This window comes from Erwinia sp. V90_4, from assembly GCF_029967685.1.
GTDB classification, from domain to species: domain Bacteria; phylum Pseudomonadota; class Gammaproteobacteria; order Enterobacterales; family Enterobacteriaceae; genus Erwinia; species Erwinia aphidicola.
Genome location: NZ_JASCAQ010000071.1, coordinates 1 through 21,075 on the forward strand (window position 1 = coordinate 1; position 21,075 = coordinate 21,075).

General features: G+C 56.2%; 17 protein-coding genes and 4 tRNA genes. 3 read left to right on the forward strand and 18 right to left on the reverse strand.

What is annotated here, in order from left to right:
* Positions 1 to 138 precede the first annotated feature (138 nt).
* The 16 genes from QLG07_RS22940 to trxA form a co-directional block, all read right to left on the reverse strand.
* Positions 139 to 215: transfer RNA gene (locus QLG07_RS22940), tRNA-Pro, on the reverse strand.
* A 33-nt stretch (positions 216 to 248) separates the two neighbouring features.
* Positions 249 to 335 (reverse strand) — tRNA-Leu (locus QLG07_RS22945).
* 26 nt (positions 336 to 361) lie between these two features.
* A tRNA-His gene (locus QLG07_RS22950) sits at positions 362 to 437 on the reverse strand.
* 81 nt (positions 438 to 518) lie between these two features.
* A tRNA-Arg gene (locus tag QLG07_RS22955) sits at positions 519 to 595 on the reverse strand.
* 178 nt (positions 596 to 773) lie between these two features.
* Entirely contained in the window at positions 774 to 1,514 is a 741-nt protein-coding gene (gene wecG, locus QLG07_RS22960) for a lipopolysaccharide N-acetylmannosaminouronosyltransferase (protein ID WP_048914358.1), read from the reverse strand.
* Between the two features lie 34 nt (positions 1,515 to 1,548).
* A complete protein-coding gene (wzyE, locus tag QLG07_RS22965) occupies positions 1,549 to 2,895 on the reverse strand; it encodes an ECA oligosaccharide polymerase (protein ID WP_099754908.1) in 1,347 nt (448 codons plus the stop codon).
* Positions 2,892 to 3,968, reverse strand: coding sequence for a TDP-N-acetylfucosamine:lipid II N-acetylfucosaminyltransferase (locus tag QLG07_RS22970; protein WP_282470230.1), 1,077 nt, complete (start codon positions 3,966 to 3,968; stop codon positions 2,892 to 2,894). The genes wzyE and QLG07_RS22970 overlap by 4 nt, the downstream gene beginning before the upstream one ends.
* On the reverse strand, positions 3,965 to 5,215 hold the full coding sequence (gene wzxE / locus QLG07_RS22975; RefSeq protein WP_048914355.1) for a lipid III flippase WzxE: 1,251 nt from the start codon (positions 5,213 to 5,215) through the stop codon (positions 3,965 to 3,967). Before wzxE ends, QLG07_RS22970 begins: the two co-directional genes overlap by 4 nt.
* A 1-nt stretch (position 5,216) precedes the next feature.
* Positions 5,217 to 6,347, reverse strand: coding sequence for a dTDP-4-amino-4,6-dideoxygalactose transaminase (gene rffA, locus QLG07_RS22980; RefSeq protein ID WP_048914354.1), 1,131 nt, complete (start codon positions 6,345 to 6,347; stop codon positions 5,217 to 5,219).
* Positions 6,344 to 7,048 (reverse strand): dTDP-4-amino-4,6-dideoxy-D-galactose acyltransferase, encoded by a 705-nt coding sequence (gene rffC / locus QLG07_RS22985; RefSeq protein WP_282470234.1) that lies wholly within the window; start codon positions 7,046 to 7,048, stop codon positions 6,344 to 6,346. The genes rffA and rffC overlap by 4 nt, the downstream gene beginning before the upstream one ends.
* Before the next feature lie 3 nt (positions 7,049 to 7,051).
* Complete coding sequence (wecC, locus tag QLG07_RS22990) at positions 7,052 to 8,314, reverse strand: UDP-N-acetyl-D-mannosamine dehydrogenase (protein WP_133622266.1); 1,263 nt, start codon at positions 8,312 to 8,314, stop codon at positions 7,052 to 7,054.
* Positions 8,311 to 9,441 carry a UDP-N-acetylglucosamine 2-epimerase (non-hydrolyzing) gene (gene wecB / locus QLG07_RS22995; RefSeq protein WP_282470231.1) on the reverse strand — a complete coding sequence of 377 codons (1,131 nt, stop codon included), beginning with the start codon at positions 9,439 to 9,441 and terminating at the stop codon, positions 8,311 to 8,313. Before wecB ends, wecC begins: the two co-directional genes overlap by 4 nt.
* Before the next feature lie 30 nt (positions 9,442 to 9,471).
* Complete coding sequence (gene wzzE, locus QLG07_RS23000; protein WP_048914350.1) at positions 9,472 to 10,503, reverse strand: ECA polysaccharide chain length modulation protein; 1,032 nt, start codon at positions 10,501 to 10,503, stop codon at positions 9,472 to 9,474.
* A gap of 28 nt (positions 10,504 to 10,531) precedes the next feature.
* Complete coding sequence (gene wecA / locus QLG07_RS23005; protein ID WP_048914349.1) at positions 10,532 to 11,635, reverse strand: UDP-N-acetylglucosamine--undecaprenyl-phosphate N-acetylglucosaminephosphotransferase; 1,104 nt, start codon at positions 11,633 to 11,635, stop codon at positions 10,532 to 10,534.
* Positions 11,636 to 11,923: 288 nt separating this feature from the next.
* Entirely contained in the window at positions 11,924 to 13,183 is a 1,260-nt protein-coding gene (gene rho / locus QLG07_RS23010) for a transcription termination factor Rho (RefSeq protein WP_048914348.1), read from the reverse strand.
* Between the two features lie 364 nt (positions 13,184 to 13,547).
* A complete protein-coding gene (trxA, locus tag QLG07_RS23015; protein WP_048914347.1) occupies positions 13,548 to 13,877 on the reverse strand; it encodes a thioredoxin TrxA in 330 nt (109 codons plus the stop codon).
* 129 nt (positions 13,878 to 14,006) lie between these two features.
* On the opposite strand from trxA, the gene rhlB reads away from it, so the two are divergent.
* Entirely contained in the window at positions 14,007 to 15,299 is a 1,293-nt protein-coding gene (gene rhlB, locus QLG07_RS23020; protein WP_048914346.1) for an ATP-dependent RNA helicase RhlB, read from the forward strand.
* Between the two features lie 6 nt (positions 15,300 to 15,305).
* On the forward strand, positions 15,306 to 16,790 hold the full coding sequence (ppx, locus tag QLG07_RS23025) for an exopolyphosphatase (protein ID WP_133622269.1): 1,485 nt from the start codon (positions 15,306 to 15,308) through the stop codon (positions 16,788 to 16,790).
* Between the two features lie 37 nt (positions 16,791 to 16,827).
* Here the strand turns inward: ppx and rep are convergent, their stop codons facing one another.
* The gene (gene rep / locus QLG07_RS23030; RefSeq protein WP_048914342.1) at positions 16,828 to 18,846 is read right to left on the reverse strand and encodes a DNA helicase Rep; all 2,019 of its coding nucleotides are present in this window, start codon (positions 18,844 to 18,846) and stop codon (positions 16,828 to 16,830) included.
* 285 nt (positions 18,847 to 19,131) lie between these two features.
* On the opposite strand from rep, the gene ppiC reads away from it, so the two are divergent.
* Positions 19,132 to 19,413: a peptidylprolyl isomerase PpiC gene (gene ppiC, locus QLG07_RS23035; protein ID WP_048914341.1), complete on the forward strand. Its 282-nt coding sequence runs from the start codon at positions 19,132 to 19,134 to the stop codon at positions 19,411 to 19,413.
* A gap of 67 nt (positions 19,414 to 19,480) precedes the next feature.
* Here ppiC and ilvC read toward each other — a convergent pair whose 3' ends face one another.
* Positions 19,481 to 20,959: a ketol-acid reductoisomerase gene (gene ilvC / locus QLG07_RS23040; protein WP_048914340.1), complete on the reverse strand. Its 1,479-nt coding sequence runs from the start codon at positions 20,957 to 20,959 to the stop codon at positions 19,481 to 19,483.
* Positions 20,960 to 21,075: the final 116 nt, after the last annotated feature.

The following is a 21,075-nucleotide window of genomic DNA, read 5'->3' on the forward strand; positions in this document are numbered from 1 at the left end:
GACCCACTGGTCCCAAACCAGTTGCGCTACCAAGCTGCGCTACTCGCCGAATACTTCTTTTTGCCACTACTTTTCTTATCGTTGCCCAAACCTTCAGGTTTTAAGCAAAAACCCCGCAGTACAGCAGGGTCTTAAAATTGGTCGGCGAGAGAGGATTCGAACCTCCGACCCACTGGTCCCAAACCAGTTGCGCTACCAAGCTGCGCTACTCGCCGAATACTGCTGGCACTTCTTTGCTACAGATTTTGTGGTGCGAAGAGAGGGACTTGAACCCTCACGTCCGTTAAGACACTAACACCTGAAGCTAGCGCGTCTACCAATTCCGCCACCTTCGCATACGACAAAATCTTTACTAAAAATCTGGGGTGGCTAATGGGACTCGAACCCACGACAACTGGAATCACAATCCAGGGCTCTACCAACTGAGCTATAGCCACCATACCTGATTTCTTTACTTCTTTTCACTACTGACTAACGCGGTAAATGTTACCACCGCCGCTCATTGCGCACAAAATTCATGGTGCGCCCGACAGGATTCGAACCTGAGACCTCTGCCTCCGGAGGGCAGCGCTCTATCCAGCTGAGCTACGGGCGCGTAGCGCCGTTGCGGATGTGCATACTACGGACGGGAGCCCTACCTGTCCAGTGCTTTTTTCACAAAAAAACGCGTTTGATTACGCTTTGTGCATTCCGTCTAAAGTCACAGCGTTTTTCTGCCTCTTTGTGGCAAAAAAGCCACTAAAAAGCCGGGTTAGAGAAAAATGTCTCTGGCGTTAAAGATCGCCGCGCCAGTGATATTTAAGGTATTTCAGCAGCCGCAGCTGGCGCTTAAGTCGTGAAGGCTGCGACAGAAGGCGGTAAAGCCACTCCAGACCCATTTTCTGCCATATCTTTGGCGCACGCTTCACGTGGCCGGTAAACACGTCGTAGGTACCGCCTACACCCATATACAGCGCATCCGGGTAAACGGCTTTACAGTCGCGCATCAGGATCTCCTGGCGCGGCGAGCCCATCGCGACGGTCACCAGCTTTGCGCCGCTGGCCTGAATGCGGGCAAAGAGCGCATCACGGTCGGCGGGGGTGAAGAAGCCGTCCTGAGCGCCAACGATATTCACATTCCAGCGGCGGCGCAGCTGGTCCTGAGTCTGCGCCAGCACCGACTCCCGCCCGCCAATCAGAAACACTGGAGTACCTTCGCGCCCGGCGCGCTCCATCAACGCTTCCCACAGATCGGCGCCGGCAATACGTGACACGTCGGCCTGCGGATACTTCTTGCGGATCGAACGTACAATACTGATGCCGTCGGCATACTTATATTCTGCCGCAGCAATCAGCTCAGCCACTGCCGCATCTGCTTCAGCCGTCAGCACTTTCTCGGCGTTGATAGCCACCAGCGTGCCGGTTTTCAGCTTACCGTCGTGATTGAGGTAGTCGACAAACTGCGCCATATCACTAAAGCCTGACAGCGTAATGCCGCGAATCTGATAGTGCGGCACGGTTACAGGGGCATTCATCGGGATTTCCTTGAGGTCATAAGCAAAACAAAGGCTACTGCTGTGGTGACAGCGGTCGGCTAGCCGACCGCGGACGGACTAATCCGGCCACATCCAACAGCCAGTACAGCAGCTTAGCGGCCACCACGCAGGCAGCAAAAATAATACAGAAAAACACCACGCGTGAAGCAAACGCATCCAGCCCCTCACGCGCCAGCACGATCATGTTAAACACCGCGCCAAAACAGAAGCTTTGCAGAATTGCGGCTTTATAGCGATTAGGTTCATGACGGCCTTTGTCATACAGCCAGTCAAACCATTTGATAATCATGCCGACGGCAACCGCACCCAGTGGGATAAACAGTGCACCGCCCATCACCACCAGTGAGCCAATCAGCGTGGGGGAAATCGCCAGGCCAGAGTGGTTATCCAGCACTTCCCAGGTAAAGTAGTTCGCGCTGTTAAGCACTTCTGTTGGCCGCCCGTGCCACAGCCAGCTGGGGATAAACACGTAGAAATCGCGCCATATTGGGGCCAGCCCCTGAAAATCAATCTTGTCGTAGTTTTGCAGCAGCAGGCCGAGATTCTCCCAGGGGGAGAAGGTATCCCGCGTCAGATAGAGGAAAGTGTAGAACGCCTCCGGACCGCTAACGTCGAGGTTATAGCGCTTAAGCGCCAGCCAGAACATGCCAACAATGCCACCCACGCCCGCCAGCACCAGCATCCACAGCGTGATCCAGCCGCGAATAATGCCGATAAACAGAAACAGGGCGAAGGCGATGATGATATTGGCGCGCGTGCCGCCGACGATGGTGTAGGTCAGCAGACCAAAGCCGACGGTGGCAACGAGGAAGAACAGCCAGCCGCGTAAATCCTGCTTAAGGAAGTAAACCACCAGCATCGCCGGAATAAAGAAGTAGAAGAAGCGCTTGAGCGCCACGCCGGAGACATCCGCAGAGAAAATCTGGCTGTAACTGTGCAGCTTAAACAGCAGAAAGCCGTTATGCATAAAGAACACGCTGACAGTGCCCAGCGCCACCAGAGCCATCAGCCCCCAGCTCAGGTGGGCTTCAATACGGTTGATGGTAAATATCTGTCGTGCAGGAGCCGTGCTGCGCGCGCGCAGCCGGGTTTTGTAGCTGACATAGTAGATGGCATAGAAACAGCCCGCCGACAGCAGCGCCTGTAACAGATACTCTGGCGGCACCACCTGCACGTCAAAGCCAAATACCAGCAGGCAAGTCAGCGGAAAACCAAAGAAGAAGGTCAGCAAAAACAGCAGCGAGAAGAAGACGTTAAAGTTGAAGCGCACGCGCCTGAACTCACGCCATGTCAGCGTCAGGATAAATCCGCCGCAGCACAGGTACACGACCAGCAGACCGGCAAACTCTAATAAGGTCATGCGCTCTCCCCTTCCACCGTTTGCAGCGCCTGCTGCCAGCCCGCCAGGTAGCCCGGCTCGAAAAAGGCGATGCGGCTCTTATCCAGGCTCTGCAACTGACGCCGCGCCTCCGCGACCGTGGCCGCATCCAGCGCATCGCCGTTGAACAGCACCGGCACCTGCTGTTCAGCCAGATCCTGCCAGAACGGGTTATTGCGGTTCAACACAAACGGCACGTTGGCCTGCATCAGCAAACACAGCGTGCCGATCCCCTGCTGCCGCTCGAAGATAAAATAGCCGAGGTGACAGCGAGACAGCAGCTGTAAATAGTTATCGAACGCCAACTTTTCCGTCAACAGCTGCACGTGACCCGGTGCAAAAAGCGCATCCGCAGCCGCACGCACGCGCCCGATCCAGGCGTCATTGTTGGCCGGGTAGCCCAGCGGCACCAGCACCTGCACCCCATTGCCAAACTGCTGGTGGATCTCCTCTAACGCCTGAATATGACGATTGCTGGCATCCCCGGAATTACCGAGCAGGATGGTTAGCGGGCCGTCAGCAGCCTGGCTTTCCGGCACGCTATCCGCCAGCCGGGTCGGGAAGTAGAGCAGCGATGCCGGCACGCGCGGGCAGCGCTGGTGAAAGTGATTGATGTCGCCACGGGTGGCAAACACATGCCCCACGCGTTTTTGCGCCTGGCGCCGCAGCATATAGAACAGACGAAACTTCAGGCTGGCCGCATCTTCATACAGATCGGCCCCCCAGATATGCCAGTAAAACTGCTGGCGTGCGATCTTGCCCGCCAGCAGGGCCAGCCACAGGCGTGGATTGAACTGCCCGTGGCAGAAGAAGCGCGTGCTGCGCTGCTGGCTGGCGGTAGCAATCGTCGTCTGCGCCAGCTCCGCCTTGCTTGAGAACAAGCGAATAGCCAGCTGCGGATACTGCCCAACCAGGGTGGCCTGCCCGCTCACCACCCAAAACTCACGCGGCGTTGAAGATGGGGCAACTTCATGTAAAACCTGGTTAAAAAAGCCCAGCACCGTCGCGTTGTGATGCGGAATATCTGAGCCTAAAAGATGAATTACTCTGGTCATACTCGTCTACGATAGATAATAAAAACGCCAGCACAGAGTGCAAAGTAAGCGACATAGGTCGCCATATACGCCTGAGCTGCGCCTGCTGCGCCGTGCAGCGGGATCAGCCAGCGGGAAAAACCGGTCAGCAGCGCAAACTGGCTGACCTCGGTAAGAATATAAAAACGCAGTGACGCTTTGGCGATCACCAGGTAACCAAATACGTAGCAGCCGACTTTCAGCACATCGCCAATCAGCTGCCAGACAAACAGGTCACGCATGCCGGTGAACTGGCTGGAGAACAGCAGCCAGATGGCAAAGTCGCGCAGTAGCCAGACGCTGAAGCTGACCGCAGCGACGGCGGGCAGGACGAAGCGCAGCGACTTGAGGATCTCACGCGAAATCTCGGCCTTCGTCTGCAGGCGGGCCAGCGTAGGTAGCAGATAGACGCTGAACGAGGCGGTAATAAACTGCAGGTAGGCATCCGAAATACTGCTCACCCCCTGCCACAAACCAACCTGCTCCCAGCCCGCGTGCTGCGCCAGCAGGTTACGCATCATCATCCACGCCACCGGCAGCGTGACTGCGGTGATCAGCGCCATCAGCGTAAACTTACCCAGGCTGCGCGCATACTCCGGCCGCCACTGCGGCAGCAGATAGCGCATCGGCAAATGGCCGCGCCGCGCCAGTAGCCACACCGCAGGCACCACGACCAGAGCCGGGACCATGGCCAGACCCACCAGCGCGCCGCTATAGCCGCCGAGCCAGTAGCAGACAAACCACGCGGCCACCCCGATCGCGCTGCCTACAATCAGCGCCAGCGCGTTGCCTGCGGCATCGCGGAAACCTTTCATGATCGCCAGCGCGAGATTAGCCCAGGCGATGCCCATCTGCAGGAAGGCGACGATGCGGATCACCTGCTGATACTGCTCGTGGCCAAACAGCGCCCGGCTTATCGGCGCAGCAAACAGCAGGAACACGGCAGCCAGCAGCAGGGAGAATCCGAGCACCATCGCCGAGGCCGTGCCAAGAACCACGCGGAGTTCTGCTGGCTGCTGCTGAGTCTGCGCGACATATTTGGTCACGCCGTTGAAAATTCCGGCCCCCGCCAGCACGCCAAGCACGGTGATCAGCTGGCGGAAGTTACCCGCCTGCCCAACGCCCGCAGGTCCGTACGTCACTGCCAGCATTTTTACCACCAGCAGCCCGGCAGCAATCTTTACCAGTGTGGAAACGGCCGTCCACACCGACGCTTTTGCCAGTGACATATCAGGAGAAATAGCTCAGCAGCGAACCGATCACCGTTTTCTGATTGTTATCAGAGAGGTTATAGAACAGCGGCAGGCGCAGCAGGCGCTCACTCTCGGTCTGGGTTGCGCGATCGGTACCGTGGAAGCGGCCAAAACGCAGACCGGCAGGAGAGCTGTGCAGCGGAATGTAGTGGAAGACCGCGAGGATCTCGGCCTCTTTCAGCCAGGAGATCAGCGCGCTACGGTCATCCTGGTCGCGCAGCTTGAGGTAAAACATATGCGCATTGTGTTCGCAGTTTGCCGGGATGACGGGCAGCTCGATGCGCCCGCGTGCCGCTAAGGGCTGCAGGGCATCATGATAGTTCTGCCACAGCCGCAGGCGCTGCTGGTTGATGCGCTCTGCCGACTCCAGCTGTGCCCAGAGATACGCGGCCTGCAAATCGGCCATCAGATAGCTGGAACCGATATCGCGCCAGGTGTACTTATCCACCTGACCACGGAAAAACTGGCTGCGGTTGGTGCCTTTCTCGCGAACGATCTCTGCACGCTCGACCAGCGAGGCATCGTTGACCAGCGTCGCCCCACCCTCGCCACCCGCAGTGTAGTTTTTGGTTTCATGAAAGCTGAAGCAGCCGATATGCCCAATGCTGCCAAGCGCGCGACCTTTATAGGTCGACATGACTCCCTGTGCAGCATCCTCCACCACCCACAGCTGGTGCTTTTTCGCCAGCGCCATAATGGTGTCCATCTCGCAGGCCACGCCCGCATAGTGCACCGGCACAATCGCTTTAGTCTTATCGGTGATCGCCGCCTCAATCAGGCTCTCATCGATATTCATGGTATCCGGGCGCACGTCGACAAAGACGATGGTCGCCCCACGCAGCACAAAGGCATTGGCCGTCGAAACAAAGGTGTAGCTCGGCATGATCACTTCATCACCGGGCTGAATATCAATCAGGATCGCTGCCATTTCGAGCGAAGCGGTGCAGGAAGGGGTGAGCAGCACTTTACGACTGGCGAAGCGCTGCTCCATCCACTGCTGGCAGCGACGGGTAAAACCGCCATCGCCGCACAGCTTGCCGCTGCCCATGGCCGACTGCATATATTCAAGTTCAGTTCCCACCACCGGCGGCGCATTAAACGGAATCATGGTGTTTCCCTGTATAACCAGTATGCGGTGCGTTCAATCACGCCGCCGCAGCGAAGATAAAGACGCAGCGCAGCGAGGTTGCCCAGCTGCGTGGCGACGTGAAGTCGTGTCAGGCGGCGTGCGCGGCACCAGTCGTTAGCCGCATTCATCAACCGCTGGCCGATGCCCAGCCCCTGAGCCGCAGGTAATACCGCCAGCAGGCCAATGCGCGCGGTGCCGTCATCCAGCTCACGCAGGGAGACAAAGCCCTGCATATTACCCTGCTCATCCACCGCCAACAGGCACTGATGATCAAAGGTGCCGCGCACCGCGTTTTCCACCCACTGCGCATAGAAGCGTCCGCTGTCGCCGGATGCATACCACGGGGCACGAAAACGGCTAAAGGTGAATGCTTCTTCCGCGGCCTGGCGCAGCGCCGGGATATGTTCCGCGCGCGCAATACGCACGCCGGTTGGGCGATCCACCGGCGTGATGCCCAGCACGCAGTCCGCTTCCCCTTCCACCAGGCGAAAACCGAGCGCGCTGAGCGCATCCAGCTCTGCGCTCTGCTGCGCCAGCACCTTGACCTGCACCAGCGGCCAGTCGTCGAGCTGAACGCTATCCAGCTGATGCTCACCGCCCAGCTCCAGCAGCGCACTCTGCCGATTAAAGAACCTGTTCTCCCAGAGGAGGGGTTTAAGCGTGCCGTTCACAGCTCGAATCTCTCATCGCCACACTCCTTTGGTATCCACAACCCACGGCTGGTTTACACTGGCGGGATCGATGGCTTTAAACTGACGGTGATCGACCAGCAGCACCAGTACATCAGCCTGCTGCAGGGCGTCATCCAGCGCCACCAGCGTGACGCTTTGCTGCAGTTTCGCGGGCAGCTGCTGCACGTTAGGTTCGACCACCAGCGTGCTGCCCTGATGCCAGTCGGCGATCAGCTTCGTTACCTGAACGGCCGGGCTTTCACGCAGGTCGTCAATATCGGGCTTGAACGCCAGGCCCAGGCAGGCAATTTTCAGCTCGCTGGCGCGCTTGTTGCTGCTCATCAGGCAGTCGGCAACCCGGCGCTGCACCTGCTCCAGCACCCAGTGCGGTTTACCGTCATTCACTTCGCGCGCGGTGCGGATCAACCGCGCCTGCTCGGGATTTTGCGCCACGATAAACCACGGATCGACGGCGATGCAGTGCCCGCCAACGCCCGGGCCGGGTTGCAGAATGTTCACGCGCGGATGGCGGTTGGCGAGACGGATCAGCTCCCAGACGTTGATATCCTGCTCGGCGCAGATCAACGACAGCTCGTTAGCGAAGGCAATATTGACGTCGCGGAAGCTGTTCTCGGTGAGCTTACACATTTCAGCGGTGCGCGAATTGGTGACCACGCACTCACCTTCGAGAAAGATATTGTACAGATCGCAGGCGCGCTGCGAGCAGACGGCCGTCATACCGCCTATCACACGGTCATTTTTAAACAGCTCAACCATCACCTGACCCGGCAAGACGCGCTCCGGGCAGTAGGCAACCTGAATGTCCGCCTGCTCACCCGCCTGCTGCGGGAAGCTCAGGTCCGGGCGCGCTGCCGCCAGCCACGCGGCCATCTGCTCGGTAGCCCCCACCGGAGAGGTGGATTCGAGGATCACCAGATCGCCCTTCTTCAGCACTGGCGCCAGGGACTCTGCCGCCGCCCGGACAAAGGCCATATCCGGCTGATGCTCGCCTTTAAACGGCGTGGGAACGGCGATCAGAAATGCATCTGCAGCCTGTGGCTGAGTGGCAGCACGCAAATAGCCGCCCTCGACGGCGGTTTTCACCACGCGGTCGAGGTCCGGCTCAACGATATGAATGTCGCCACGATTGATGGTCTCCACCGCGTGCGCATTAATATCGATACCGATCACCTGCTTCTGGCAGGAAGCAAAGGCTGCGGCAGTGGGCAGGCCGATGTAGCCCAGCCCGATAACAGAAATGGTGTTGAAACTCATAATGTAATCCGGTTGTGTTTAAGCGCCTGCACAATACGCTGGCAGGCCAGTCCGTCTCCGTAAGGATTATGTGCGCGGCTCATAGTGTGCCACGCTTCCTCATCGGTAAGTAAACGGTTGACTTCGCTAACAATTTTTTCACCATCGGTGCCGACCAGCATCACCGTACCGGCAGCAACCGCTTCCGGGCGCTCGGTGGTATCGCGCATCACCAGCACCGGTTTGCCCAGCGACGGCGCTTCTTCCTGAATGCCACCGGAATCGGTGAGGATCAGCCAGGCGCGGTCCATCAGCCAGACAAACGGCAGGTACTCCTGCGGCTCGATCAGGATAATGTTGTCGATTCCACTCAAAATGCGGTTAACCGGCTCGCTGACGTTGGGGTTGAGATGCACCGGGTAAACGATCTGCGTATCGGGATGCAGGCGGGCAATTTCCGCCAGCGCATTACAGATACGCTCAAATCCGTCGCCGAAGCTTTCACGGCGGTGCCCCGTGACCAGAATCATCTTCTTGTCCGCAGCCAGGAATGGATAGCGCGCCGCGAGACTGTTACGCAATGCATCATCACTCAGCACGCGGTCACGCACCCAGAACAGCGCGTCGATCACCGTATTACCGGTGACGAAAATGCGCTGGGCAGGCAGATTCTCGCGCAGCAGATTTTGCTGCGAAGTGGTGGTGGGCGTGAAGTGGTAGCTCGCCAGGTGCCCGGTCAGCGTACGGTTGGCTTCTTCCGGCCACGGCGACCACAGATCGCCAGTACGCAGCCCGGCCTCCACGTGCCCTACGGGAATACGGTGGTAGAAAGCCGCAAGGCTGGCGGCAAAAGTGGTGGTGGTGTCACCGTGTACCAGCACCACATCAGGAGTGAAGTCGCTAAATACCGTTTTCAGCCCTTCCAGAATACGGCTGGTGATCTCGGTTAACCCCTGTCCCGGCTGCATAATATTAAGATCGTAGTCCGGCACGATTGAAAACAGCTGCAGCACCTGATCGAGCATTTCGCGATGCTGTGCCGTCACGCATAAGCGTGACTCGATACCCTCTTCCTGCGCCAGCGCATGTACCAGCGGCGCCATTTTAATCGCTTCGGGGCGCGTGCCAAAAACTGTTAATACTTTCACCGTGACTCTCTTAATTCGCTCGTGTTTAACTTAGTGACACTTTCTGCGACGGACCAGAGCCGTTCCGGCACCCAGCAGAACCCCTACAGCGCCCCACATCACCATCAGCAGCACGCGGCGCGGGCTGTCACGCTTGACCGGCTCCTCCGGGGTGCGCAGGTAGCGCCAGGTGTGGAAAGACGGCACCAGCGTTGGCCCGACACTCAGCGTCGCCTGCATAGCCCGGTTCTGGTCGTAGTCCAGATCGTAAGACGGACCGCTGGCCTGAAGGTTTTCCAGACGCCCCTGCAGCAGCGGGCGCCCCAGCAGGAACAGTTCGGAATCCGGCAGCTGTTCGGATGGCGTCTGAGTTTTCGACTGCTCTAAGCCCTGCTGCTGAGCAATTTTTAACGCCTGCTGTACGCTGTTCACCTGACGGTCGTAAATCGCTTTTGCTACCGCTTCCTGGCGCTTTATCTGCGCTTTCAGCTGAATACTGCGGGCTGCCCAGTCGGCCGCCAGCTCTTCATTCAGATGTACCGTGGCGCGCGCATTGGCGAAGGCCACATACTGGCGCAGCAGAGTGTTGGCGTCGGCGGCGGTCTCAGCCACCAGCGTCACGCTATCCTTGATATTCTTCGCGCTGTCGGCGGGCTGCAGCTGAATATTGGCAATCAGCTCATCCAACAGGGCAGCGTCTTCCCTGGCATTACCGGTTTTCCGCTGTTTGTAATAGTCGGTTTGCAGCCAGAAATCACGCCGGGTATCCCAGGCAAACAGCTGCATGATGAACTCCTGATACGCCTCATCCATCACTGTAGGTGGGGCCACGGTCAGGCTGCCCGAACGGACATCCAGATTATTTAAAAACTGCTGCTGCGAGTAATAGCCGGAAAGCATGTTCACCGTCGGACGATCGACAATCGCGGTAGTACTCCATTTCGGCGTAACCAGCAGCGAGTAAATAAAGGCCAGGGCGGCAAACAGTGCGCCACCGGCGACAATCCAGAATTTACCGCGCCACAGCGTGCAGCAAAGACCACGAATATCCAGCTCGTTATCCGCCGCGTCAGGATAGGTCATACTTCAGGTTCCTTGTTGTCAGGCTGACTTAGTCAGTAGAGGTTTTCTTCTCGTTATGGTGATTACGCAGTCGGCGCTTCCATCTTTTAATCATGCGCGCAACGCGCCATGCCCGCTTGATGCAGTAGCCGTACAGCATGAAAGCCAGCAAGAAAAGTACCAACATCGCCCATTCCGGGACAAAGGTCAGGTATTCGCCGAGCACACCCATCGCAGCCAGCAGCGCAGCGGCGGCGGTGATCAGGACAAACGCCTGGCGGGAGGTGAAGCCCGCACGCATGATCAGGTGGTGAATGTGCTGCCGATCTGCCGAGAAGGGACTCATCCCCTTGCTCAGGCGGCGATACATAATCGCCACCATATCCATTAACGGAATAGCAATCAGCCATAGCGCGGTGACCGGGGTAATAGGATGGCTCGGACCCTGCGTGGCCTCCAGCAGGATCCAGATAATGGTGAAGCCAATCAGCGTGCTGCCGGCATCTCCCATGAAAACTTTGTAGCGGCGACCAAACATGCCGAGGTTGAGCAAAATATACGGAATGATGGCGGCCATCATAATAAAGCACCACATCGCCAGGCTGCTCTGGCCATCCAGCAGCAGGATAACGCCAATGGCGAGGAAGGTGACGCAGGACAGTCCCCCCAACAGACCATCAATGCCGTCAACCATGTTGAAGGCGTTGATCGCGGCCCAGACGGCAAATAGCGTCAGAACATAGCCAAACGGCCCGACCACCAGCTCCCAGGGGCCGAAGATGTAGCCAAGGCTTAGCAGATAGAGTTTGGCTTTCATCATCATGACAACCGCCACGCCGGCCTGAACCACCGCGCGCAGTTTTACACTGATGTCGAAACGATCATCGAGCGCGCCGACGAATACCAGACAGCCGGCACAGCTGAGATACAGCAGGACGTTAGGCACATAGAAATTCGTCAATGCAAAAGCGAAACAGCTGCCAGCAAACACGGAGATGCCACCAACCAGCGGAATCGCGCCCTGATGTCGTTTGCGGTAGTTGGGTTTATCCACCAGTCCAACTTTAATAGCGGCTTTACGCGCGAAAAAAAGAAATGCCAATGAAAATAAAAAAGTTAGGGCAAGCTCCGTACTCGTATTGAGTAAATTCACATTAACCAGCTCTCTGATAAGAATTGCGCAGTGTTATAAGCAATTTTCATGCCATTAGCACCCGTATAATTCTGATTTTATTCACCAGGGCGCGCATCATCAATGCACCATATAACTTCGCCCTGTACCGCACATTAGGTCTAATTCTCCATAATCAGAATAGCCTATAGGCCAAAAACAAAAAACGCCACGACTATGCGTGGCGTTACCCGAGTTTTCATCTGTTTATTGACGGGGGTAGTGTTGTAAAACGGCAATTCGACCGTTTAGCCCCCGGCAACCAGCCAGTTATGAACGTTTCATCATATCGAAGAATTCATCGTTGGTTTTCGTCATCGCCAGCTTGTTGATGAGGAACTCCATTGCGTCGATTTCGCCCATTGGGTGAATAATCTTGCGCAGGATCCACATTTTCTGCAGCTCTTCTGACGTGGTCAGCAACTCTTCTTTACGGGTACCTGAACGGTTGTAATCGATAGCAGGGAACACGCGCTTCTCAGCGATTTTACGCGCCAGATGCAGTTCCATGTTGCCGGTACCTTTAAACTCTTCGTAGATCACTTCATCCATCTTCGAACCGGTATCAACCAGTGCGGTGGCGATGATGGTCAGGCTTCCACCCTCTTCCACGTTACGTGCAGCACCGAAGAAACGCTTCGGACGATGCAGGGCGTTGGCATCCACACCACCGGTCAGTACCTTGCCAGAAGCAGGAACCACGGTGTTATAGGCACGCGCCAGACGGGTAATGGAGTCGAGCAGGATGATCACGTCTTTTTTGTGTTCGACCAGGCGCTTGGCCTTCTCGATCACCATCTCAGCAACCTGAACGTGGCGTGATGCCGGTTCGTCAAAGGTAGAAGCGATCACTTCACCTTTAACCAGACGCTGCATCTCGGTAACTTCTTCCGGACGTTCGTCAATCAGCAGCACCATCAGCACGCAGTCTGGATGGTTGTAGGCGATGCTCTGCGCAATGTTCTGCAGCAGCATGGTTTTACCGGCTTTCGGCGGTGCCACAATCAGACCACGCTGGCCACGACCGATCGGCGAAGCCAGATCCAGTACGCGAGCGGTCAAATCTTCGGTGGAGCCGTTACCACGCTCCATGCGCAGACGTGAGTTAGCATGCAGCGGCGTTAAGTTCTCAAACAGGATTTTGTTACGGGCATTTTCCGGTTTGTCGTAGTTAACTTCGTTAACTTTCAGCAGCGCAAAGTAACGCTCACCCTCTTTTGGCGGACGGATCTTGCCAGAGATGGAGTCACCAGTGCGGAGGTTAAAGCGGCGGATTTGACTAGGGGAAACGTAGATATCATCGGGACCGGCGAGGTAGGAACTGTCTCCTGAGCGGAGGAAACCAAATCCATCCTGCAATATCTCGAGTACGCCATCGCCGAAGATGTCTTCGCCACTTTTAGCATGCTGCTTGAGGATGGCGAAAATGATGTCCTGTTTGCGCAAGCGCGCCAGGTTTTCCAGCCCCATATTTTCGCCGAGGGTAATCAGGTCTGAAACCGGCGTATTTTTTAATTCGGTAAGATTCATAATGGTGGGTTCTTAAACTCGGGGTAAAACTTGAATTGTTTGTCGTAAATGGTATGGCGAAAGATCCATGCCTGTTTAATTGGCTCTTGGTTCCGAAGTCCGCTCGATGATCACGTGCAGGAAAACGCAGATCTGAAACGAGGAGACGGTGAGGACAAGAAGCCGGAAATTCAGTAGATACTAACCGTCAGATTGCTGAATGTCTGTAAGATTCTGATGAATACAGCGTTCAACAAGGAGTCATTCTATAAGGTGCAAACTACAAGGTAAGTTCGTCGTGCAGTGGATTTAACTTAGCACGCTTAATGCCGGGCGTCTAGCGGATAGATGAAAAATCAAACCGCAAAACGCCGGCAAGGCATGATTAGCCCAGGTTCGCGTTCAGGAACTCTTTGAGCTGGCCTTTAGAGAGTGCGCCGACTTTGGTCGCAGCCACTTCGCCATTTTTGAACAGCAGCAGGGTTGGGATACCACGGATGCCGTACTTAGGCGCCGTTGCTGGGTTCTCATCAATGTTCAACTTAGCGATTTTCAGCTTGCCTTCATATTCGGCAGCCACTTCATCGAGAATAGGGGCGATCATCTTACAAGGACCGCACCATTCTGCCCAGAAGTCGACCAGTACCAAATCTTCTGCTTTCAGAACGTCGGCGTCAAAGCTGTCATCGGTCACGTGGGTAATTTTATCGCTCATGTTTACTCCAAGGGATTATCTTTACCTTTGATGTAGCATTAAGCAGCATCAGGCTGAGTTTATTGCACTGCTTTTATTTCACCGGATATGCTTTCGTAAAGCAATAGTAAGCTGATATTCTACCACACTATGAGCAAAACACACTTAACAGAACAGAAGTTTTCCGACTTCGCCCTGCACCCTCAGGTGATTGAAGCCCTTGAAACTAAAGGGTTTCATAATTGCACGCCTATTCAGGCGCTGGCATTACCGTTTACGCTCTCCGGGCGTGATGTAGCAGGTCAGGCGCAAACCGGTACCGGCAAAACGATGGCGTTCCTGACGTCAACGTTCCATCATCTTCTTTCTCACCCCGCCCCGGAAGGTCGCCAGGTTAACCAACCGCGCGCGCTGATCCTGGCACCGACGCGCGAACTGGCGGTGCAGATCCATGCGGATGCAGAACCGCTGGCGCAGGTTACCGGGCTGAAACTGGGCCTGGCTTACGGCGGCGATGGCTACGATAAACAGCTGAAAGTGCTCGAAAGCGGCGTCGATGTTCTGATCGCCACCACGGGTCGTTTAATCGATTACGCTAAACAGAATCATGTGAATTTAGGCGCCATCCAGGTGGTGGTACTCGACGAAGCTGACCGGATGTTTGACCTCGGCTTCATTAAAGACATTCGCTGGTTGTTCCGCCGCATGCCTGCCGCTAACCAGCGCCTCAATATGCTGTTCTCCGCCACCCTCTCCTTCCGCGTGCGTGAACTGGCCTTTGAGAATATGAACAACGCTGAATACGTTGAAGTTGAACCGGAACAGAAAACCGGACACCGCATCAAAGAAGAGCTGTTCTACCCTTCCAACGAAGAGAAAATGCGTTTACTGCAAACGCTGCTGGAAGAAGAGTGGCCCGATCGCGCGATCATCTTCGCGAATACCAAGCACCGCTGTGAAGATATCTGGGGCCATCTGGCTGCCGATGGTCACCGCGTGGGCCTGCTGACCGGCGATGTGGCACAGAAGAAACGCCTGCGTATTCTGGATGATTTCACCAAAGGTGATGTTGATATCCTTGTCGCTACTGACGTTGCGGCACGTGGTCTGCACATTCCAGCCGTGACCCACGTCTTCAACTACGATCTGCCTGATGACCGTGAAGACTATGTTCACCGTATTGGCCGTACCGGTCGTGCCGGTGCCAACGGTCACTCAATCAGCCTGGCCTGTGAAGAGTACGCTCTCAACCTGCCGGCGATTGAAGACTATATTGGCCATAGCATTGCCGTCAGCCGCTATAACAGCGATGCGCTGATGAGCGATTTGCCGCCGCCAAAACGCTTAACCCGAACGCGTTCTGGAAATGGTCCGCGCCGTGGGGGAAATAACAACCGCCGCAGCAGCGCGCCGCGTAGCCCTAACCGTAAACGTTCAGGTTAAAACGCCATGCTGAGCGCATCATCACTCTATGCTGCCATCGATTTAGGATCGAACAGCTTTCATATGTTGGTGGTGCGTGAAGTGGCTGGCAGTATCCAGACCATTGCCCGCATCAAGCGTAAGGTTCGCCTGGCTGCCGGGCTTGATGCCAGCCACCATCTCTCGGAAGAGGCGATGGAGCGTGGCTGGCAGTGCCTGCGGCTGTTCTCCGAGCAGCTGCAGGATATCCCACCGCAGCAGATCCGCGTCGTCGCCACCGCCACCCTGCGTATTGCCTCAAACGCCGGTGAATTCCTCGTAAAAGCTGAGAAAATCCTGGGTTGCCCGGTCAATGTGATCAGCGGTGAGGAAGAAGCTCGCCTGATTTATCAGGGCGTCGCGCATACCACCGGCGGTTCGGATAAGCGCCTGGTGGTGGATATCGGCGGCGGCAGCACCGAGCTGGTCACCGGCAAGGGGTCGCAGGCCACTACGCTGTTCAGCCTGTCGATGGGCTGCGTGACCTGGCTGGAGCGCTATTTTACCGATCGTCATCTCGGTAAAGAGAATTTCGAACAGGCCGAACAGGCCGCGCGGGCGATGATCCGGCCGGTGGCCGGTGCGCTGCGCGAACAGGGCTGGCAGGTTTGCGTCGGGGCTTCCGGCACCGTTCAGGCGCTGCAGGAAATTATGATGGCGCAGGGCATGGATGAGCGTATTACGCTGAGTAAGCTTCAGCAGCTCAAACAGCGCGCCATCCAGTGCGGCAAACTGGAAGAGCTGGAGATTGAGGGGCTGACCCTTGAGCGCGCGCTGGTTTTCCCGAGCGGCTTATCCATTCTCATCGCCATCTTTAATGAACTGAATATTACCAGCATGACGCTGGCCGGCGGCGCACTGCGCGAAGGATTGGTTTACGGCATGCTGCACCTGCCGGTGGATCGCGATATTCGCAACCGCACGCTGCATAATATCCAGCGCCGTTTTGCTATCGATCCCGAGCAGGCTGACCGCGTGCGTCAGTTAGCCGATACCTTCGCCCGCCAGGTGGGGCAGAGCTGGAAGCTGGACGATCGCAGCCGTGAACTGTTGGATAGCGCCTGCCTGATCCATGAAATTGGTTTAAGCGTGGATTTCCGCCAGGCTCCGCAGCACTCCGCATATCTGGTGCGCCATCTCGATCTGCCAGGCTTTACCCCCGCGCAGAAAAAGCTGCTGGCAACGCTGCTGCAAAATCAGGTCAACAGCATCGATCTGGCGCTGTTAAGCCAGCAGAATGCCGTGCCGCCGCGCGTGGCTGAACGGCTTAGCCGCCTGCTGCGGCTGGCGATCATTTTTGCCAGCCGCCGCCGCGATGACACGCTGCCTGCGGTTCGTTTGCAGGCAGATGAGGACAACCTGACGCTGACGCTGCCGCAGGGCTGGCTGGATGCCCATCCTCTGCGCGCTGAGCTGCTGGAGCAGGAAGCACACTGGCAGAGCTATGTGCACTGGTCATTAGTCATTAATTAAAATCTACTACTCTCGGTGATGCGGCGTTAATCCGCTTCTATTTCTTCGCTTTATCCAGCATCGCCCGCAACCCGGCCACACGACTCTGGCCGGTTTGCATGCGCTCTTCTGCGCTGACGACTTTCCGCTCCGACTCCCATTTCAGATCATCCTGCGGTAGCTCCAGCAGGAAGCGGCTTGGCTCCGGGCGGATTGATTCACCATACTGACGGCGCTCGCGGCACAGAGTAAACGTCAGCTCCTTCTGCGCACGCGTGATACCCACGTAAGCCAGACGACGCTCCTCTTCAACGTTATTTTCGTCAATGCTGCTCTGATGCGGCAGTAATCCCTCCTCCATGCCCACCAGGAACACGTAGGGGAACTCCAGACCTTTCGAGGCGTGCAGCGTCATTAACTGAACCTGATCTGACTCTTCATCACTTTCACCGCGCTCCATCATGTCGCGCAGCGTAAAGCGCGTAACGACCTGGGTCAGCGTCATGGGTTCGTCGATATCGCTGCCCTCCAGCATTTCCGTCATCCACTGGAACAGGGTATTGACGTTTTTCATGCGCATTTCAGCCGCTTTCGGGCTGCCGGAAGTTTCAAACAGCCAGCTCTCGTAATCGATACCGCGGATCAGATCGCGTACCGCAGCCACCGGCTCGCGCTCCGCTAGCTGCGCTACCTCCCGCAGCCAGTGGGTAAAGCGCTGCAGAGATTCCAGACCGCGCCCGGTCAGAGTCTGGCCGAGCCCCATATCAAAGCTGGCGCTGAACAGGCTTTTATTGCGCTGCATCGCCCACTCGCCCAGTTTTTGTAGCGTAGCCGAACCGATTTCACGCCGTGGCGTATTCACAATGCGCATAAAGGCGCTGTCGTCGTCGGCGTTGGTCAGTACGCGCAGGTAGGCCAGCAGATCCTTAATTTCCGGACGCGAGAAGAATGAGGTGCCGCCGGAGATACGGTAGGGAATGCGGTTCTGCATCAGCATTTTTTCAAACACCCGCGACTGATGGTTGCCGCGATACAGAATGGCGTAGTCTTTATAAGCGGTCTTATTGATAAAGTGATGGGCAATCAGCTCGCCGGTAACGCGTTCCGCTTCGTGATCTTCGTTGTTGGCCGTCACCACCTTCAGCTCCGCGCCGTAGCCCAGCTCGGAGAACAGACGCTTTTCAAACACGTGCGGGTTATTGGCGATCAGAATATTCGCCGCTTTCAGAATGCGTTCCGAAGAGCGGTAGTTCTGCTCCAGCTTGATCACCTGCAGCGCCGGGAAATCTTCCTGAAGCAGCACCAGGTTCTGCGGCCGCGCACCGCGCCAGGAGTAGATCGACTGATCGTCATCCCCCACCACGGTAAAGCGCGCACGGCTACCCACCAGCAGCTTTACCAGCTCATACTGGCTGGTGTTGGTATCCTGATATTCATCCACCAGCAGGTAGCGGATTTTCTGCTGCCAGCGTTCGCGCACTTCCAGATTGCGCTGGAACAGCAGGGTCGGCAGCAGGATCAGATCGTCGAAATCCAGCACGTTGCAGGACTTCAGATGGCGGTCATACAGCGCGTAGCAGTGCGCGAACAGCTTATCGCGCTCCGATAATGCCCCCGCAGCCGCACGCGGCGGATCCATCAGATCGTTCTTCCAGTTGGAGATCGTTGATATCAGCTGCTGCAGCAGCGTTTTATCGTTTTCCAGCCACTCCTCGGTCAGGTCTTTTAACAGCGCCAGCTGATCCTGGTCGTCAAACAGAGAGAAGTTCGATTTCATCCCCAGCGCGGCGTATTCGCGCTTAATAATTTCCAGCCCCAGCGTATGGAAGGTGGAGATCATCAACCCGCGCGCTTCTTTGCGCCCCAGCGTCTGCGCCACGCGCTCTTTCATCTCACGCGAAGCCTTGTTGGTAAAGGTCACCGCGGCGATATGGCGCGCCTGATAGCCGCATTCGCGGATCAGGTGGGCAATTTTATTGGTAATGACGCGTGTTTTTCCCGAACCGGCACCAGCCAGTACCAGACAGGGTCCGGTAACAAATTCGACGGCGTGTTGCTGACCAGGATTAAGACGCATAGATAAATCACTCAATGAAATTGCGAGGGAGGAGAAAACAGCGTGGTAGTATATACCCAAAATAATTCGAGTTGCATGAAGGCAGCAAAAGAGTGACAAATCGATCGGAAACCGATTTGAGCAGCGCTCGCGCTGGCCGGGGGCTGAGCCTCAGGGATGAGGCTCACTAATCCCGATGAGCTGACTGAAGTCAGTGATTCGGGTGAACGAGGGCAGCTAACGCACAGGCAGCTTGAAGTATGACGGGTATTGCCCGCGAAATAACTCTTACTCAAGGTAACAATCATGGCAAAAATGGCAGCAGCACTGCACATTCTGGTAAAAGAAGAGAAACTGGCTCAGGACCTGTTAGCACAGCTGGCTGACGGCGCAGATTTTGAGAAGCTGGCGAAGAAGCACTCTACCTGTCCGTCAGGTAAGAAAGGCGGCCACCTCGGTGAGTTCAAACAGGGCGCAATGGTGCCGGCATTCGATAAAGTGGTGTTCTCCTGCCCGCTGATCGAGCCACAGGGCCCGCTGCACACCCAGTTCGGTTACCACATCATTAAAGTGTTGTACCGCAATTAAAAAAAGCGCCAGACGGCGCTTTTTTCGGGCGGATCAGCGATCCGCCCCTACATCGATTTACGCAGAATTAACCCGCTACGGCGATACGTTTCATATCGGTCATGTAGCCACGCAGCTTACGGCCAACCGCTTCGATTTCGTGATGACGAATCGCTTCGTTCACGTCACGCAGCTGAGCGTTATCTACGGTGGTCGCCGTGTTGACAGCTTTGCCCAGATCGCCTGCCTGCAGCGTGGTCATGAACTCTTTCAGCAGCGGTACTGCCGCGTAAGAGAACAGGTAGTTACCGTATTCCGCAGTATCAGAGATAACTACGTTCATTTCGTACAGGCGCTTACGGGCGATAGTGTTAGCAATCAGCGGCAGCTCGTGCAGTGATTCGTAGTAAGCAGACTCTTCGATGATACCGGCAGCAACCATGGTTTCGAATGCCAGCTCAACGCCCGCTTTCACCATGGCGATCATCACAACGCCCTGGTCGAAGTAGTCCTGCTCGGCAATTTTACCTTCGAACTGTGCAGCGTTTTCGAACGCCGTTTTACCGGTCTCTTCACGCCAGCCCAGCAATTTTTTGTCATCGTTTGCCCAGTCAGCCATCATCCCGGAGGAGAACTCACCGGAGATGATATCGTCCATGTGCTTCTGGAACAGCGGGGCCATGATGGTTTTCAGCTGCTCGGACAGTGCGTAAGCACGCAGTTTAGCCGGGTTAGACAGGCGGTCCATCATCAGCGTAATGCCACCCTGCTTCAGGGCTTCGGTGATGGTTTCCCAGCCGAACTGAATCAGTTTTTCTGCGTAGGCTGCATCCGTACCTTCAGCCACCAGCTTGTCGAAGCACAGCAGCGAACCCGCCTGCAGCATACCGCACAGGATGGTCTGCTCACCCATCAGATCGGACTTCACTTCAGCAACGAAGGAGGACTCCAGCACGCCCGCGCGGTGACCGCCGGTTGCTGCTGCCCAGGCTTTAGCAATCGCCATGCCTTCGCCTTTTGGATCGTTTTCCGGGTGAACCGCGATCAGCGTTGGCACGCCGAAACCACGTTTGTACTCTTCACGTACTTCAGTACCCGGGCATTTCGGCGCAACCATCACCACGGTGATGTCTTTACGAACCTGCTCGCCCACTTCAACGATGTTGAAACCGTGTGAGTAACCCAGCGCTGCGCCCTCTTTCATCAACGGCTGCACCGCTTGTACTACAGCGGAGTGCTGCTTGTCTGGCGTCAGGTTAACCACCAGGTCGGCCTGTGGGATCAGATCTTCGTAAGTGCCCACTTTGAAGCCATTTTCGGTCGCTTTACGCCATGAAGCACGCTTCTCGGCAATCGCTTCTGCACGCAGAGCGTAAGCAATGTCGAGGCCAGAATCACGCATGTTCAGGCCCTGGTTCAGGCCCTGAGCACCACAGCCAACGATGACGACTTTTTTACCTTTCAGGTAGCTCGCTTCATCAGCAAATTCTTCACGCGCCATAAAGCGGCATTTACCTAATTGCGCCAGCTGGTTGCGCAGGTTCAAAGTGTTGAAATAGTTAGCCATGGGTACTCCGTATGAGGTTGTGATGCGTTTGTCTGTTATCGGGTCTCTCTTTCCGACCCTGTATAAACCCTATCATATGACAGGAAATGCATTGCTGAAATTGATATATTAACAAC